At 70.0% G+C, this 13,718-nt stretch carries 12 protein-coding genes and 1 tRNA gene; 6 read left to right on the top strand and 7 right to left on the bottom strand.

Annotation, left to right across the window (positions count from 1 at the left end; translation table 11 throughout):
- Window positions 1–7 precede the first annotated feature (7 nt).
- From ACWCP0_RS13790 to ACWCP0_RS13805, 4 genes are all read right to left on the bottom strand, one after another.
- Complete coding sequence (locus tag ACWCP0_RS13790; protein WP_451079025.1) at window positions 8–352, bottom strand: rhodanese-like domain-containing protein; 345 nt, start codon at window positions 350–352, stop codon at window positions 8–10.
- A 63-nt stretch (window positions 353–415) separates the two neighbouring features.
- A complete protein-coding gene (locus tag ACWCP0_RS13795; protein ID WP_451079026.1) occupies window positions 416–1,390 on the bottom strand; it encodes a hypothetical protein in 975 nt (324 codons plus the stop codon).
- Between the two features lie 55 nt (window positions 1,391–1,445).
- Window positions 1,446–2,891: a DUF2252 domain-containing protein gene (locus ACWCP0_RS13800; protein WP_451079027.1), complete on the bottom strand. Its 1,446-nt coding sequence runs from the start codon at window positions 2,889–2,891 to the stop codon at window positions 1,446–1,448.
- Between the two features lie 214 nt (window positions 2,892–3,105).
- Window positions 3,106–3,465 carry a winged helix-turn-helix transcriptional regulator gene (locus tag ACWCP0_RS13805; protein WP_451079028.1) on the bottom strand — a complete coding sequence of 120 codons (360 nt, stop codon included), beginning with the start codon at window positions 3,463–3,465 and terminating at the stop codon, window positions 3,106–3,108.
- Window positions 3,466–3,610: 145 nt separating this feature from the next.
- On the opposite strand from ACWCP0_RS13805, the gene ACWCP0_RS13810 reads away from it, so the two are divergent.
- Window positions 3,611–4,225, top strand: a complete 615-nt coding sequence (locus ACWCP0_RS13810; protein WP_451079029.1) for an FMN-dependent NADH-azoreductase — start codon at window positions 3,611–3,613, stop codon at window positions 4,223–4,225.
- A gap of 205 nt (window positions 4,226–4,430) precedes the next feature.
- Here ACWCP0_RS13810 and ACWCP0_RS13815 read toward each other — a convergent pair whose 3' ends face one another.
- The 3 genes from ACWCP0_RS13815 to ACWCP0_RS13825 form a co-directional block, all read right to left on the bottom strand.
- Window positions 4,431–5,081, bottom strand: coding sequence for a response regulator transcription factor (locus ACWCP0_RS13815; RefSeq protein ID WP_451079030.1), 651 nt, complete (start codon window positions 5,079–5,081; stop codon window positions 4,431–4,433).
- Window positions 5,082–5,244: 163 nt separating this feature from the next.
- A complete protein-coding gene (locus ACWCP0_RS13820) occupies window positions 5,245–6,930 on the bottom strand; it encodes a sensor histidine kinase (protein WP_451079176.1) in 1,686 nt (561 codons plus the stop codon).
- A gap of 303 nt (window positions 6,931–7,233) precedes the next feature.
- A tRNA-Leu gene (locus tag ACWCP0_RS13825) sits at window positions 7,234–7,317 on the bottom strand.
- Between the two features lie 322 nt (window positions 7,318–7,639).
- On the opposite strand from ACWCP0_RS13825, the gene ACWCP0_RS13830 reads away from it, so the two are divergent.
- From ACWCP0_RS13830 to ACWCP0_RS13850, 5 genes are all read left to right on the top strand, one after another.
- Window positions 7,640–8,497, top strand: a complete 858-nt coding sequence (locus ACWCP0_RS13830) for an FhaA domain-containing protein (protein ID WP_451079031.1) — start codon at window positions 7,640–7,642, stop codon at window positions 8,495–8,497.
- 10 nt (window positions 8,498–8,507) lie between these two features.
- The gene (locus ACWCP0_RS13835; protein WP_451079032.1) at window positions 8,508–9,020 is read left to right on the top strand and encodes an FHA domain-containing protein FhaB/FipA; all 513 of its coding nucleotides are present in this window, start codon (window positions 8,508–8,510) and stop codon (window positions 9,018–9,020) included.
- Between the two features lie 156 nt (window positions 9,021–9,176).
- Entirely contained in the window at window positions 9,177–10,673 is a 1,497-nt protein-coding gene (locus ACWCP0_RS13840) for a Stp1/IreP family PP2C-type Ser/Thr phosphatase (RefSeq protein WP_451079033.1), read from the top strand.
- 38 nt (window positions 10,674–10,711) lie between these two features.
- A complete protein-coding gene (locus ACWCP0_RS13845; RefSeq protein ID WP_451079034.1) occupies window positions 10,712–12,121 on the top strand; it encodes an FtsW/RodA/SpoVE family cell cycle protein in 1,410 nt (469 codons plus the stop codon).
- Window positions 12,118–13,581 carry a peptidoglycan D,D-transpeptidase FtsI family protein gene (locus ACWCP0_RS13850; RefSeq protein ID WP_451079035.1) on the top strand — a complete coding sequence of 488 codons (1,464 nt, stop codon included), beginning with the start codon at window positions 12,118–12,120 and terminating at the stop codon, window positions 13,579–13,581. The genes ACWCP0_RS13845 and ACWCP0_RS13850 overlap by 4 nt, the downstream gene beginning before the upstream one ends.
- The last annotated feature ends 137 nt before the right edge of the window (window positions 13,582–13,718 follow it).

The raw sequence follows: 13,718 nt of genomic DNA on the forward strand, positions 1-13,718 counted from the left end.
CCGACGTCTACAGCACGTAGGCAGGGCTGCCGTCCTCGGTGACCATCGGGCGCCCGGCGGCCTCCCAGGCCTGCATCCCGCCGTCGATGTTCACGGCGTCGAGGCCCTGCTGGACCAGATACTGGGTGACCTGCGCGGACCGACCGCCGACCCGGCACATCACATAGGCGCGGCGTCCCTCGGCCAGCACCTCGGTGACCTCACCGAAGCGGGCCACGAAGTTGGTGATCGGGATGTGCAGCGCGCCCTCGACGTGACCGGCCGCCCACTCGTCGTCCTCGCGGACATCGAGCACCAGACAGTCGGCCGGAACGGACGCGACGTCCACCGAGGGCAGCGGGGCGAAATTCATGGGGTTGGCCTTCTCTCGTACCTACAGGGCGCGCACCGCGCACGACGGGCGTCCATGGGAAACCTACTGCAGGCCGGCAAGGTCGGCCTCACGCTGTGCGACCTGTGCCAGCAGCTGCTCGGCAATCTCGTCCAGCAGCCGGTCGGGGTCATCGGGGGCCATCCTCAGCATCGCACCGATCGCACTGTCCTCCAGTTCCTTGGCGATCGCGGTCAGCAGCTCCTTGCGCTGCGCCAGCCACTCCAGGCGGGCGTAGAGCTCCTCGCTCTCGCTGAGCCGGGAAGCCTCAGGCACCGGTCCGGCGTCCCACTCCTGCGACAGCTCGCGCAGCAGGGCTTCGTCCCCGCGCCCGTAGGCGGCGTTCACACGCGTGATGAACTCCTCCCGACGTGCCCGTTCCTTCTCCTCCTGGGCCAGATCCGGGTGCGCCTTGCGGGCGAGCTCCCGGTACAGCTTGCGCGCCTCGTCGCTGGGCCGCACGCGCTTGGGCGGCCGCACGGACTGGTCTGTCAGCATCGCCGCGGCCTCGGGCGAGAGACCGTCCGAGTCCAGCCAGTCGTGGAAGAGCTCGTCGACGCCGGGCATCGGCATCACCATGGCCCGCGCCTCCTGTGCCCTGCGCAGATCCTCGGGGTCGCCGGTACGGGCGGCGCGGGCCTCCGCGATCAGGGCGTCGAGTTCGTCCAGCCGCGAGTACATCGGGCCGAGCTTCTGGTGGTGCAGCCGCGAGAAGTTCTCCACCTCGACGCGGAAGGTCTCCACCGCGATCTCGAACTCGATCAGCGCCTGCTCGGCCGCGCGCACGGCTCGCTCCAGCCGTGCCTCGGGCCGCTCACCGCCCGCTGCCCGAGCAGCCTGGCTCCCCTGCGCACCCCGGCTGTCCCCGGCATCCGGGTCGCCCTGCGCGTCCTTCACCTCGGACGCGTCGTGCGCACCCTGCACGCCCTGCTCGTCCACGCTGCTCTGTTCGTCCACGCGGTGGTCGTCCTGCTCGTCGTCGGTCCGGGTCGTCGGCGCCCCGGGAGGATCCTGGGTCACCCGCCCAGCGTATGGCAGAGCACCGTCCACCCCGGGTGGCCGGGCCCCTGGCCCGTCACACGCCGAGCTCGGCGGCTATCCGCCCGCTCCGCACGGCGGCCACCAGCTCGGCGTGGTCCGCCTCCGTCCGGTCCGCATAAAGCGCCGCGAAGCCGGCCACGGCCTCGTCGAGCTCCTCGTTCTTGCCGCAGTACCCCGCGACGAGCCGAGGGTCGGCGCTGTGCGCATGCGCCCTGGCCAGCAGAGCGCCCGTCATCCGGGCGTAGTCGTCCACCTGGTCGGCCGCGAGTGCAGCCGGGTCCACGCTGCCCTTGCGGTTCCTGAACTGCCGCACCTGGAAGGGCCTGCCGTCGACCGTCGTCCAGCCCAGCAGAATGTCGCTGACGACCTGCATCCGCTTCTGCCCCAGCACGACCCGGCGGCCCTCGTGCATCGGCTCGGCCCTGTCGAAGCCCGCGGCCGGCAGATGCGGCAGCAGTGCCGAGGCCCGCGCCTCCTTCACCTGGAGCACCAGCGGCTCGCCACGGTGGTCTATCAGCAGCACCACGTACGACCTGGTCCCGACGCTTCCGGTGCCCACGACCCGGAACGCGACGTCGTGGATGGCATACCGCGCAAGCAGCGGCAGCCGGTCCTCGGAGAGCGTCTCCAGGTATTCCCCGAGCGATGCGGCGACGGCGGCGGCCTCCTCGTCGGGAACCCGGCGCAGCACAGGCGGGGCATCCACGAAGAGGCGGCCACCGTCGGGCCCGGCCTCCGTCGACCTGGCGGCGAACCGTGCACTGGTGTTGCTCCGGGCCTTCTCCGAGACGCGCTCGAGCGTGCCGAGCAGGTCCCGCGCGTCCGTGTGCGAGACGAGTTCCTCGTCCGCGATCGCGTTCCACGCGTCGAGCACCGGGAGCTTGGCCAGCAGCCGCATCGTCCGGCGGTACGCACCGACCACGTCGAAGGCCGCCTTGCGGCAGGTGTCCTCGTCGGCACCGGCCTCACGGCCGGCCAGGACGATCGAGGCGGCGAGCCGCTTGAGGTCCCACTCCCAGGGGCCGACGACGGTCTCGTCGAAGTCGTTCAGATCGATGACCAGACGCCCGCGCGCGTCCCCGTACAGCCCGAAGTTCGCCGCATGCGCGTCGCCGCAGATCTGCGCCGCGATGCCGGTGACGGGAGTGGCGACCAGATCATGGGCCATCAGCCCCGCTGCACCACGCAGGAACGCGAAGGGAGACGCGGCCATCCGCCCGACCCGGATCGGAGCGAGCTCCGGCACCCGGCCACGGCTGGACTCCTCGACGGCCTGCACGGCGCCCGGCCGCTTCGCGCCGATGAGCAGAGTGTCGTGCGACGAGCGCGGCACCCGGCCCCGCAGCGCTTTGCCCGCCTCCCTGGGAGACTCCGGCTCACTCCCCGTCGCCCCTCGCCGGGCGAATCCGGCAACGTCCGGAACCCGTACGTCCCCGGAAGCAGACCGCTGGACCGGCACGACCGCTTCGACCTCACCCATGGCGGGACCGCCTCCCCCGACGTCGTACAACATCAACTGCCCAAGACGGTACAGCCACGTCAGGCAGCCGTCTCCCCCTGTGGACAACCTCGCGAACAGCCACCCCGCGGGCCGTCCGCGGGCTGTCCCGCCCGCCGGCACAGTCATCACGGCAGGTCTGCGGTCGGCACGTCGGCGGTCGACACGTCCACAGTCAGCAGTCGGCAGACAGACGTCAACAGGGCCGACCCTCGCCTCGCACACCGCCCGGCAGATAGGACTTGGCCCACCGCCCCAGCTCCTCGAGCGCGGGCTCCAGCGCCGAACCGGCCTCCGTCAACCGGTACGAGACGCGCAGCGGCGGTCCTTCGTCGACGTCACGCACGACCAGCCCGGCCGCTGCCAGCTCGGTCAGACGGTCGGACAGCATGCGCTCACTGATGCCCGGGATCGCCCTGCGCAGCTCGGCGAAGTACACCGGCTGCTGCATCAGCACGGACACGATCGGGCCGGTCCAGCGCTTGCCGAGCAGTTCGAAGACGTGCGTGATCGACCGATCGACCTGCTTGCACCCGTGCTCGCCGTGATCCGCCATGACCCCAGCGTACTGCCCTCCCGTGGGTAGGTGAAGAAAAGTAAGCTACTGTGCTATTCATAGTTACGCACGAAACTCTTGGCGCTCGCTCTGCCGTCGCGCCCACCCTCTGCGCTCCTGCGCATCTGCATATCTGGAGAACCACATGGCCACGCTGCTGCACATCGATTCCGCCGTCTTCCCTCAGGGCTCCGCATCGCGCGATGTCACCGCCACGTTTGTGAAGTCCTGGCTGGAGGAGCACCCCGAAGGCAAGGTCGTCTACCGCGATCTGGCCGCCAACCCTCTGCCGCACCTCGACATGGGCGCCGTCTCCGCGGGCGCGGACGACGCGCTGCGCGCCGAGCTCGCGGACGAGCTCGCGGCGGCTGACGCCGTACTGATCGGCGCCCCTATGTACAACTTCACGATCCCGTCCACACTCAAGGCATGGCTGGACCAGGTGATCATCGTGGGTCACAACGCAGGCAGCCCCGACGGCCCTGTGGCGGGCACGCCGGTCACCATCGTGGCCAGCCGCGGCGGCTCGTACGCCCCCGGCACTCCGCGCGAGGACTTCGAGTTCGTCCAGAACTACATGGAGAAGGTCCTCACCGCGATGCTCGGCGCGGAGGTCGACTTCATCGTTCCTGAGCTGACGCTGGCACCCGCCAAGCCCGAGATGGCCGAGCTCGTCCCGCTCGCCGAAGCCTCCCGCGCCAAGGCGTTCGACCAGGCCACGCAGAAGGCGAAGGAGCTGGCTGCGCGCCTGGCCGCGTAACCGGCGGCCAGCCCATCGGCGGGATCGGCACAACGTCGGCGGGGCGGATCTGCCGCTCCCGCCGACGGCCCACGCAGCCGCATGTGTTCCACGTGAAACATCCCACGGCGCGATGGCCACGGCCGCCCGTAGCCCTCCGCTTCTGCCTCACAGCTCCACAACCCTCGCAGCCCCGCAGCGCTCGCAGCCCGCTCGGCCCCCGCCCTCAGAGCCCCGCGTCACGCGCCAGCAGCGCCGCCTGCACCCGGTTGTCGCACTCCAGCTTGGCCAGGATCCTGCTGACGTACGTCTTCACGGTCGCCTCGCTCATATGCAACCGGCGCCCGGCGTCCGCATTGGACAGCCCTTCGCCGAGCAAGGCCAGCACCTCACGTTCGCGCGCGCTCAACGCGGTCACCCGCGCCCGGGCCTGCTCGCTGCGCGCCGCGGCACGCCCCGAGGCCAGCTGGTCCACCACATGCCGCGTCGCTCCGGGCGAGAGATAAGCGTCACCGGCGGCCGCGGCCCGCACGGCGCGGATCAGTTCCGCGGGGGCGGTGTCCTTCAGCAGGAAACCGGCACCGCCGTGCTCCAGCGCCCGCAGGACGTTCTCCCGCTCGCCGAAAGTCGTGAGCACGACCACCCGGGTCTCCGGAACCGTCCTCCGCAGCTCGGACAGGGCCGTGAGGCCGTCCATGACCGGCATCTGTATGTCGAGCAGCACCACGTCCGCGCTGTGGGCGCGGGCCAGGTCGACGGCCTCGCGGCCGTTCGCCCCCTCCGCCACGACTTCGATCTCCTGGTCGGAGATGAGGATCATGCGGATCCCGGCGCGAATCAGCGGCTCGTCGTCGGCGATCACCACCCTGATCGGCAAACCCGGCGAACCCGGCGATTCCGGCAACGCCGGCGAACCTGCCGGCCCCGACACCCCCGATGCCCCCGGCGGACCCGCCGCCCCAGGAGACCCCGAAGACCCCGGCAAACCCGCACCCCCCGCAGCCCCCGGAGAACCGGTCACAGAAACTCCCCCTGCTTCCCTACAGCTTGACGTCGTACGCCTTCTTCTCGACCAGCTTGCCGCCCTTGAAGCAGAACCGGAACACCGGTTCGGTCTCCAGGCTGTCCCCCATCTCGGAGGACATCAGCACCAGGCAGGACGACCCCTCCGGCTCCTTCGGGCCCTTCCCGCGGAGACCCGTCGTCGCGACGGTGTCGCCGTCCGGCAGCCGGTCGCGTACGTCCTTCTCCGCCATGCCGACCTCGACGGCGTCGTACTGCTCCTGGTCGATCATCCCCTTGCTCAGCGAGCCCATCAGGAAGAAGAGCCCGAAAAGGCTCGCCACCACGAGCAGCACCACGGCGGCCACCGCGATCCCGCACCCCAGAGCCCAACCGCCGCTCCTGCTCCTGCTCCCGCCGCCCATTGCCAACTCCCTCTCCGAGACGGTCCAGTCCATGACCGGAACACCGTTCCTGAGCGGGACGGACGGCGACTGCTGCCGGAAGTCGTCCACCGCATCGACGATGGGCGCGGCTTCGACGACGCCGTACGGCAGTACGCCGGCCACCCGGAAGCCGCCGCCGACGGGCCCGGCGTGCACCATGCCCCCGACGAGCCGGGCGCGTTCGTGCAGCCCGGTCAGCCCCTGACCGCCACTGACGGCCTCGCCCACGGCCTCCACGGCACCGGCGGCCGCCGTCTCGTTGACGATCTCCACGACGAAGGAATCGGGCTCGTAGCGCAGCTCCACGACGATCGGCGCGCCCGGTGCGTGCTTGAAGGCGTTGGTCAGTGCCTCCTGAGCGATACGGAAGGCCGCGTGGTCGGCGGCCGCCGCCAGTGGCCTGGCCTCTCCCGTGCACCGCAGCTCCACGCTGTTGCCCGCGGCCCTGGCCGCCTCGACCAGCCCCGCAACACCTGCCGTCCCCCGTGCCGCCCGTCCGGACTCGTCCACGGCGGGCTGCGGCCCCTCCACCCCGTCCCGGAGGATCCCCACGACCTCGCGCAGCTCGTGCATCGCGGTCACCGACGCCTCCCGCAGGACTCCGACGGCCTCCCGCTGCCGGCTGGTCAGCTCGCGATCCACCTCCAGCGCGCCGGTGTGCACGGCGATGAGCGCCAGCTGATGACCGAGGCTGTCGTGCATGTCCTGAGCGATCCGCTGCCGCTCGCGCAACCTCGCCTGCCCGGCGATCATCGCGCGTTCCCGAAGCAGCTGGACGTTGCGCTCCTGGAGGGTGTGCAGCAGGGTCCGGCGCTGGGTCCAGTAGCGGCTGGCAAGGCCGGGCACGACCGTCGTCGCCAGGAAGAACAGCGTCGTGAGCAGCACGACGGCCACGCCGACGTCCTGCGGCCCGACGTCGATCAGTGTGGCGCCGACGCAGACGGCATAGGCACCGGAGAATGCGGCCAGCGCCCTGCCGGCCCCGGGAATCCGCCGCCCCGCCGACCAGCCCACGACCATCGTCAGCGGAGCGAACCCGTCGACCACGGGTGCCAGTCCGGACGTCACCACAAGGACGCTCACGGGCAGTCTCCGTCGCATCAGGGACAACACCACGGTCGCGGCCCCCTCAGCGGCGACGGCCGGCCCCGACGCCCCCAGCAGCTCGGCCAGCCCGGCGCTCATCAGTCCCAGCACGAGCGCGAGGACGGCCTCGCCCGCGAGCCTGCGCCGGGACCACAGCTCCGGCGCCGCGAGCCAGTGCCAGCCTGCCCGCACCCAGGCCCGTATGTTCGAAGTCGCGTCCACGGCAGGCACCCTATTCAGCGCCTGAAACCGTCCGCGGCCCACTTTCGTCGCACGCGCACGCGACGAAAGTGGAGTCCGGCCAACGGCTGGTCGACGAGAAGGGCCGACGCGAAGGGTCCGACGAGTAGGGCCTGACGAGCCCAGGGCAATGAGTCCGCACAACGGTCGCACAACAGCCGCGCAACGGTCGGGACAGCGCCGGGCGGCACCGGACAATGAAAAACGGGCCCCCACCAGGACTTTCGTCCTGACGGAGACCCGTCTCACTTGTTGTGCGCGAGGGGGGAGTTGAACCCCCACGCCCTTGCGGGCACTGGAACCTGAATCCAGCGCGTCTGCCTATTCCGCCACCCGCGCATTGGGTGTTGCCGCCGGTCCCTCACCTGCCTGGTGCGAGCGCCTCGCGACATGCAGAACATTAGCACGCTGCCGAGGGTCGATTCACATCCGTTTGGTCGGCGGAGCAAGCACCTCACGGAGGCAGGCATCTCCCCCCGCGCACCCGGGGTACTCCCCGGGTGCGGGACACTGTCAGGAAGCCGCCTCTACGATCCGTGTGGAGATCCGTGTGAGAGGTGACACTCATCGACGGGGCAGACAAGGGGAACCAGCCGATTTCCCGACGCGTGGATACGATCAGTAAGCAGTACCAGGACGGCAATGACGGAGGAGGTGCCCCATGGGAGTCCTGAAGCGTTTCGAACAGCGGCTCGAAGGTCTGGTCAACGGCACCTTCGCCAAGGTGTTCAAGTCCGAGGTCCAGCCCGTCGAGATCGCGGGCGCCCTCCAGCGTGAGTGCGACAACAACGCGACGATCTGGAACCGCGAGCGGACCGTCGTCCCCAACGACTTCATCGTGGAGCTCAGCACGCCGGACTACGAGCGCCTCAGCCCCTACTCGGGCCAGCTCGGCGACGAGCTCTCGGGCCTGGTCCGGGACTACGCCAAGCAGCAGCGGTACACCTTCATGGGCCCGATCAAGGTTCATCTGGAGAAGGCCGACGACCTCGACACCGGTCTGTACCGGGTCCGCAGCCGCACGCTCGCGTCGAGTACGTCACAGTCGCCGGACCGCGCCGCGCCCGCCGGCCCCGGAGCCGCACCGCAGGGTCCCCCCGCGGGCGGTGGCTACGGCTACCCTCCTGCCGGCGCGCCTCCCATGCCGTCCGCACCGCCGCCCGGGATGAACCGGCCGGCCCCCGCGTCCACCGTCGGCCGCCCCGCAACCACGGCGCCCGGCGCCATGCCGGGCGCCCAGGTGCGCCGCTGGATCGAGATCAACGGCACCCGCCACCAGATCTCCCGCCCGACGTTGGTGCTGGGCCGCAGCACCGAAGCCGACGTGCGGATCGACGACCCCGGCGTTTCGCGCCGCCACTGTGAGATCCGGACCGGAACGCCCTCCACGATCCAGGATCTCGGGTCCACCAACGGCATCGTGGTGGACGGGCAGCACACCACCCGCGCTACGCTCCGCGACGGCTCGCGGATCGTCGTGGGCAGCACCACCATCGTTTACCGGCAAGCCGAAGGGTGAAGCGGGGGCAATGTCAGAGCTGACCCTGACGGTCATGCGGCTGGGTTTCCTGGCCGTACTGTGGCTGTTCGTCATCGTGGCCGTCCAGGTCATCCGTAGCGACCTGTTCGGTACGCGCGTCACACAGCGCGGCTCGCGCCGAGGCGACGGCGCACGGCCCCAGCAGGCCGCCCGCCAGACCGCGGCGCCACCGCAGCAGCGCCAGCAGTCCGCGCGGCAGCGCAGGGGGGCGCCCACCAAGCTCGTCGTCTCCGAGGGCAGCCTCACCGGCACCACGGTCGCCCTGCAGGGCCAGACGATCACGCTGGGCCGCGCGCACGACTCCACGATCGTGCTGGACGACGACTATGCGTCCAGCCGTCATGCCAGGATCTACCCCGACCGTGACGGCCAGTGGATCGTCGAGGATCTCGGGTCCACCAACGGCACGTATCTCGACCGGACCCGGCTCACCACCCCGACACCGATTCCGCTGGGCGCGCCGATCCGCATCGGCAAGACCGTCATCGAGCTGCGGAAGTAGTACGACAATGAGCGAGCGGAGCGAGCGAGCCGCGGAGGTCCGCACGACGGACCCCGCAGCAGTCCCGGCAGCGGGCCGGGACGGGCGGCTCCCGACCGGAGGGTGGGCAGTGTGGCTCGAGACCGGCTGTACCCCGAGCCGACGGGCGAGGTGCGCATGAGTCTGTCACTGCGCTTCGCCGCCGGATCGCACAAGGGCATGATCCGGGAGGGCAACGAGGACTCCGGCTACGCCGGCCCCCGCCTTCTCGCGATCGCCGACGGCATGGGCGGCCAGGCCGCCGGTGAGGTCGCCTCCTCCGAGGTCATCTCCACGCTCGTCCAGCTCGACGACGACGTACCGGGGTCGGACATCCTCACCTCGCTCGGCACGGCCGTGCAGCGGGCCAACGACCAGCTGCGCGCGATGGTCGAGGAGGACCCCCAGCTCGAGGGCATGGGGACCACCCTGACCGCACTGCTGTGGACCGGCCAGCGGCTCGGCCTCGTCCACGTCGGCGACTCCCGCGCCTACCTGCTCCGCGACGGCGTGCTCACGCAGATCACCCAGGACCACACCTGGGTGCAGCGCCTCGTCGACGAGGGCCGGATCACCGAGGAAGAGGCCACCACCCACCCGCAGCGCTCCCTGCTGATGCGCGCGCTGGGCAGCGGCGACCACGTCGAGCCCGACCTCTCCATCCGCGAGGTCAGGGCCGGCGACCGCTACCTCATCTGCTCCGACGGACTGTCCGGCGTCGTCTCCCACCAGACGATGGAGGACACCCTCGCCAGCTACCAGGGCCCGCAGGAGACCGTGCAGGAGCTGATCCAGCTCGCACTGCGCGGCGGCGGCCCCGACAACATCACGGTGATCGTCGCGGACGTCCTCGACGTCGACGGCGGCGACACCCTCGCCGGACAGCTCAGCGACACCCCCGTCATCGTCGGCGCGGTCGCCGAGAACCAGGCCCAGCACAACGACGGCGGGGCCATGCAGACCCCCGCGGGACGCGCCTCCGGCCTCGGCCGCCCCGCCCCGCCGGCCCCCGGCGGCGGCTTCGGCCCGCCCGGGAGCGGCGACGACATGGGCTACGGCGGAATGCCGCCCCAGGGCGGCTTCGGGGCGTACACCGACGACGACTTCATCAAGCCGCGCTCCGGCCGCAAGTGGCTGAAGAGATCCTTCTTCACCGTGCTCGCACTCGCCGTCGTCGGCGGCGGCCTGTACGGCGCCTGGCGCTGGACCCAGACCCAGTACTACGTCGGCGCCAACGACAAGCACATCGCGCTCTACCGGGGCATCAGCCAGGACCTGGCCTGGGTCTCGCTCTCGAAGGTCGAGAAGGACCACCCCGAGATCGAACTCAAGTACCTGCCGCCCTACCAGCAGAAGCAGGTCGAGGAGACGATCACCGAGGGCAGCCTCGGCGACGCACGCGACAAGATCAAGGAGCTCGCCACCCAGGCCTCCGCCTGCAAGAAGGACGAGCAGCGCCGCGCCGCCGACCGCGCAGCCGGGGCGCCGACCGGTGAGGGCCAGGCCGGCGGTACCACCGGCACCCAGCCCACCACCCAGTCCGCCAAGACCAAGCCGACCGCAGCAACTCCCTCTCCGGGCCCCACCCTCTCGGAGGAGGAACAGAAGCTGGCCTCGAACTGCGGCAAGCAGTAAGCGGTAAGCGGTAAACCCGTAGGGGGCCTTTCTCCACCATGAGCGTTGTCACCAACACGACCACCATCGGCGCGATCGAACTGCCGAGCCGCCGCAACACCGAGCTGGCGCTGCTCGTCTTCGCCGTCGTCATCCCGGTGTTCGCGTACCTCAACGTCGGCCTCGCGCTCGACGGCGAGGTGCCGCCCGGCATGCTCGGCTACGGGCTCGGGCTCGGCCTCATGGCAGGCATCGCCCATCTCGTGGTGCGGAAGTTCGCGATGTACGCCGACCCGCTGCTGCTGCCGCTCGCGACGCTGCTCAACGGGCTGGGCCTGGTCCTGATCTGGCGGCTGGACCAGTCACCGCGACTGCTGGCGCGCGACGACTTCGCGCCGCAGGCCACGAACCAGCTGATGTACTCGGCGCTCGGCATCGCGCTCTTCGTCGGCGTACTGCTCGTCCTGAAGGACCACCGCGTCCTCCAGCGCTTCACGTACATCTCGATGGCGGCGTCGCTGGTCCTGCTGCTCCTGCCGCTCGTCCCCGGCCTCGGGGCCAATGTCTTCGGTGCCAAGATCTGGATCCGCGTCGGCGGCTTCTCCATCCAGCCCGGTGAGTTCGCCAAGATCGTCATCGCGGTCTTCTTCTCCGGCTATCTGATGGTGAAGCGCGACGCACTGGCGCTCGCCAGCCGCCGCTTCATGGGGCTCTATCTGCCGCGCGGCCGCGACCTCGGTCCCATCCTCACGATCTGGGCGATGAGCCTGCTCGTCCTGGTCTTCGAGAACGACCTCGGAACGTCACTCCTCTTCTTCGGCATGTTCGTGATCATGCTGTACGTCGCCACCGAGCGGACCAGCTGGATCGTGATCGGTCTGCTGATGTCGGCGGTCGGCGCCGTCGCCGTCGCGTCCTTCGCCGGTCACGTCCAGGCCCGTGTCACCGCCTGGATGGATCCCTTCGGAGCCTGTTACGAGGGCTCGGCCGCCTGCCAGCAGATGGCGCAGGTGCTGATGTCCTTCGGTGCGGGTGGCACCCTCGGCACCGGCCTCGGCCAGGGCAACTCCGACCTCATCCAGTTCGCCGCCAACTCCGACTTCATCTTCGCCACCGTCGGCGAGGAGCTCGGACTTGCCGGAGTGATGGCGTTCCTGCTGCTCTACGGCCTGATCATCGAGCGCGGTGTCCGCACCGCCCTCGCAGCCCGCGACCCCTTCGGCAAGCTCTTCGCCATCGGCCTCTCCGGCGCCTTCGCCCTCCAGGTCTTCGTCGTCGCCGGCGGCGTCATGGGCCTCATCCCGCTGACCGGCATGACCATGCCCTTCCTCGCGGCCGGTGGCTCGTCCGTGATCGCCAACTGGGCCCTGATCGGCATCCTGATCCGGATCAGCGACACCGCGCGACGCCCCGCACCCGCACCCGCACCGAATCCCGACGCCGAGATGACCCAGGTGGTCCGACCGTGAACAAGCCCCTGCGCCGAATCGCGATCTTCTGCGGACTCCTGGTCCTCGCCCTGCTCATCCGCGACAACTGGCTCCAGTACGTCCGCGCCGACGAGCTGAACACCCACAAGTACAACCGCCGTGTCCAGATCGAGCGCTACGCCTACGAGCGCGGCAACATCATCGTCGACGGCAAGCCCATCACCGGCTCCGTCCTGACGGACGACACCGACTTCAAGTACAAGCGCACCTACGTCGACGGCCCCATGTGGGCCCCCGTCACCGGGTACGCGTCGCAGGCCTACGACGCCAACCAGATCGAGAAGCTCGAGGACGGCATCCTCAGCGGCAACGACGACCGGCTCTTCTTCGACCGCACGATGGCGTTGTTCACCGGCGACAAGAAGAAGGGCGGCAACGTCGTCACCACCCTCAACGGCAAGGCCCAGAAGGCCGCGTTCGAGGGCCTCGGCGACAAGAAGGGCGCGGTCGCCGCCATCGACCCGCGCACCGGCAGGATCCTCGCGCTCGCCTCCACGCCGTCGTACGACCCGTCCACCTTCGCCGGATACTCCACCAAGGACGAGAAGGCCTGGGTGGCGCTGGAGAAGGACAAGGACAAGCCGAAACTGAATCGCGCGCTGCGCGAGACCTACCCGCCCGGCTCCACCTTCAAGGTCGTCACGGCCGCAGCGGCCCTCGAGCACGGCGTCGTCACGGACATCGACGCGCCGACCGACACTCCCGAGCCGTACAAGATCCCGCTGTCCACGAAGAACATGGTCAACCACGCCGGCGGATGCGAGAACGCCAGCCTGAACCGGGCCATGGAAGTCTCCTGCAACTCGGTCTTCGCCAAGCTCGGCGACGAGGTCACGCGGGACAAGATGGTCGAGACCGCGGAGAAGTTCGGCTTCAACAACCCCGAGATCGACACGCCGGTCCGCGCCTCCGGCTCCGTCTACGACAAGAACATGGACCGCGGCGGCAACGCCCTCTCCTCCATCGGCCAGTTCAACACCGCGGCCACCCCGCTCCAGATGGCCATGGTCACCGCCGCGATCGCCAACGACGGCAAGCTGATGAAGCCGTACATGATCGACCGCCTCGAGGCGCCCAACCTGGACGAGCTCAGCAGGACCGAGCCCGAGGAGATGAGCCGCCCGCTCTCGGAGAAGAACGCGCAGCTCCTCCAGCAGATGATGGAGAAGGTCGTCGACACCGGCACCGGCACCTCGGCGCAGATCGAGGACGCGACGGTCGGCGGCAAGACCGGCACCGCCCAGCACGGCGTCGGCAACAGCAAGCGCCCGTACGCCTGGTTCATCGCGTACGCCAAGACCGACAACGGCTCGCCCGTCGCCGTCGCCGTCGTCGTCGAGGACTCCGCGGGCACGGCTCGTGACGACATCAGCGGTGGCGGACTCGCCGCGCCCATCGCCAAGAAGGTGATGCAGGCGGTGCTCGACAGCAAGGAGTGACGCACGTCACTGTCCTGGTGTCTTCCTGCCGCATAACCGCACAATGCGATACCGGTCGCATATCAGGTCCCGGCCAAGGGCGGAACAGGCCCGGTGTGGCCGGTAGCGTATGCGCGAACAGCACACCGCCGGACCAC

Source organism: Streptomyces sp. NPDC001970 (genome assembly GCF_053594115.1).

Bases quoted from the DNA above. Each gene is read 5' to 3' on its own strand.
- ACWCP0_RS13835 (WP_451079032.1), top strand. From the start codon at position 8,508: ATGTCAGAGCTGACCCTGACGGTCATGCGGCTGGGTTTCCTGGCCGTA.
- ACWCP0_RS13805 (WP_451079028.1), bottom strand. From the start codon at position 3,465: ATGGCGGATCACGGCGAGCACGGGTGCAAGCAGGTCGATCGGTCGATC.
- ACWCP0_RS13845 (WP_451079034.1), top strand. From the start codon at position 10,712: ATGAGCGTTGTCACCAACACGACCACCATCGGCGCGATCGAACTGCCG.
- ACWCP0_RS13830 (WP_451079031.1), top strand. From the start codon at position 7,640: ATGGGAGTCCTGAAGCGTTTCGAACAGCGGCTCGAAGGTCTGGTCAAC.
- ACWCP0_RS13800 (WP_451079027.1), bottom strand. From the start codon at position 2,891: ATGGGTGAGGTCGAAGCGGTCGTGCCGGTCCAGCGGTCTGCTTCCGGG.
- ACWCP0_RS13840 (WP_451079033.1), top strand. From the start codon at position 9,177: ATGAGTCTGTCACTGCGCTTCGCCGCCGGATCGCACAAGGGCATGATC.
- ACWCP0_RS13810 (WP_451079029.1), top strand. From the start codon at position 3,611: ATGGCCACGCTGCTGCACATCGATTCCGCCGTCTTCCCTCAGGGCTCC.
- ACWCP0_RS13790 (WP_451079025.1), bottom strand. From the start codon at position 352: ATGAATTTCGCCCCGCTGCCCTCGGTGGACGTCGCGTCCGTTCCGGCC.